The sequence below is a fragment of the Variovorax sp. P4_D9 genome (genome assembly GCF_056401695.1).
In genome coordinates, this window is sequence record NZ_JBFUIU010001367.1 from 1 (window position 1) to 1,575 (window position 1,575).

2 protein-coding genes are annotated in these 1,575 nt (G+C 67.9%); both read right to left on the reverse strand.

The features are described from left to right. Positions 1–52: 52 nt before the first annotated feature. On the reverse strand, positions 53–754 hold the full coding sequence (locus AC1DY5_RS55005) for an amino acid ABC transporter permease (RefSeq protein ID WP_478122594.1): 702 nt from the start codon (positions 752–754) through the stop codon (positions 53–55). Beyond that, positions 754–1,434 carry an amino acid ABC transporter permease gene (locus AC1DY5_RS55010; RefSeq protein WP_478122593.1) on the reverse strand — a complete coding sequence of 227 codons (681 nt, stop codon included), beginning with the start codon at positions 1,432–1,434 and terminating at the stop codon, positions 754–756. Before AC1DY5_RS55010 ends, AC1DY5_RS55005 begins: the two co-directional genes overlap by 1 nt. Positions 1,435–1,575 lie beyond the last annotated feature (141 nt).

Sequence of the window (1,575 nt, forward strand, 5' to 3'; positions counted from 1 at the left end):
ACCGAAGCTCTTGTGGACGTCGTGCAGGCGGACGACCGGCGCGGGCGCGGGCTCAGGATTGGGCGAGGAGAGGGTCATGGGCAAGCTTGGCTTTCGCCTCGGTGGGCGCCGTGCCAGCCTTGCGCTCGAGCCGGCGGCTCCAGAGCGACAGTGGATAGCACAGCGCGAAGTAGATCGCAGCGATGAAGAGATAGACGATGAACGGCTCGAAGATCGAGTTGTTGATGATCTGGCCCGAGCGGGCGAGTTCGACGAAGCCGACCACCGAGGCGAGCGAGGTGTTCTTGACGATCTGGACCATGAACCCGACCGTCGGCGGGGTCGCCAGCCGGATCGCCTGCGGCAGCACGACCTTGAACATGCGCTGTGTGGTGCTCAGTGCGAGGCATTCGGCGGCTTCCCACTGCGCGCGCGGCACCGACTGGATGGCCGCGCGCCAGATCTCGCCGAGGTAGGCTGAGACGTAGACCGTCAGCGAGACGCCGGCGGCGGCCAGTGCCGACACCTTGATGCCGAGGGTCGGCAAGCCGAAATAGGCCAGGAACATGATCACCAGCAACGGCGATCCCTGCACCAGCTGGACCCAGAGCCCGGCGGCCGTGCGGACCGACCGATGGGGCGAGACCCGCGACAGCGCCACCAGGAACGCAGCCGCTCCGCCGCCCACGAAGGCGATCAGCGAGAGCAGCACAGTCCACCCCGCGCCCTGGAGCAGGAACGCGAGGTGGTTCGCATTGAATGCCGTGCCGGTCATCACAGCGCGGTGCCCAGCTTGCGCCGGCGCGGGAACAGCAGTGCCCCCAGCCCCCAGAAGCCCAGCCGCATCAGCAGCGACAGCAGGATGTAGGCCGCGCCGACCAGCAGGAAGGTCTCGAACGGCCGGTAGGTGTCCGACTGCACGTGGTTGGCGATAGCGGTGAGCTCTTCGGCCGAGATCTGCGAGCATATCGACGAGGCCAGCATCAGCAGCACGAACTGGCTCGTCAGCGCCGGATAGACGCGCTCCATCGCCGGCAGCAGGACGACGTGCCAGTACACCTGGAGGCGCGAGAGTCCGAGGCATTCGGCCGCCTCGATCTGGCTGCGATTCACCGAGTCGAAACCCGCGCGCATGATCTCGGTGGCGTAGGCGCCGGCGTTGACCGCGAGCGCGATCACCGCCACGGTGAACGCCGACAGCGAGAGGCCCAGGCTCGACAAGCCGAAGTAGACGAGGAAGATCTGCACCAGCAGCGGCGTGTTGCGGATCAACTCCACATAGGCGCCGCAGGCACGCTGGAGCAGCCGATGGCTGCTGCGCCTTCCGGCCGCGCACAGCGTGCCGATCACGAAGCCCGACAGCGTGGCCGCGAGCGCCAGGCGGATCGTGAGCCAGGCGCCGTCGAGGAACAGCGGCCAGCGTTCGAGGACCACCGCGAAATCGAAGCTCGTCACGCCACGTCCTCGCGCGTGGACCGCCGGGCGCGTGCGCCGGGCGCGGTCGCGGCCTTGCGGCGATATTCGTCACCGATGCTGAAGTGCTTGCGCAGGACCCGGTCGGCCAGGTCTTCGTCGCGGGCGACGAGGGCCTGAAAG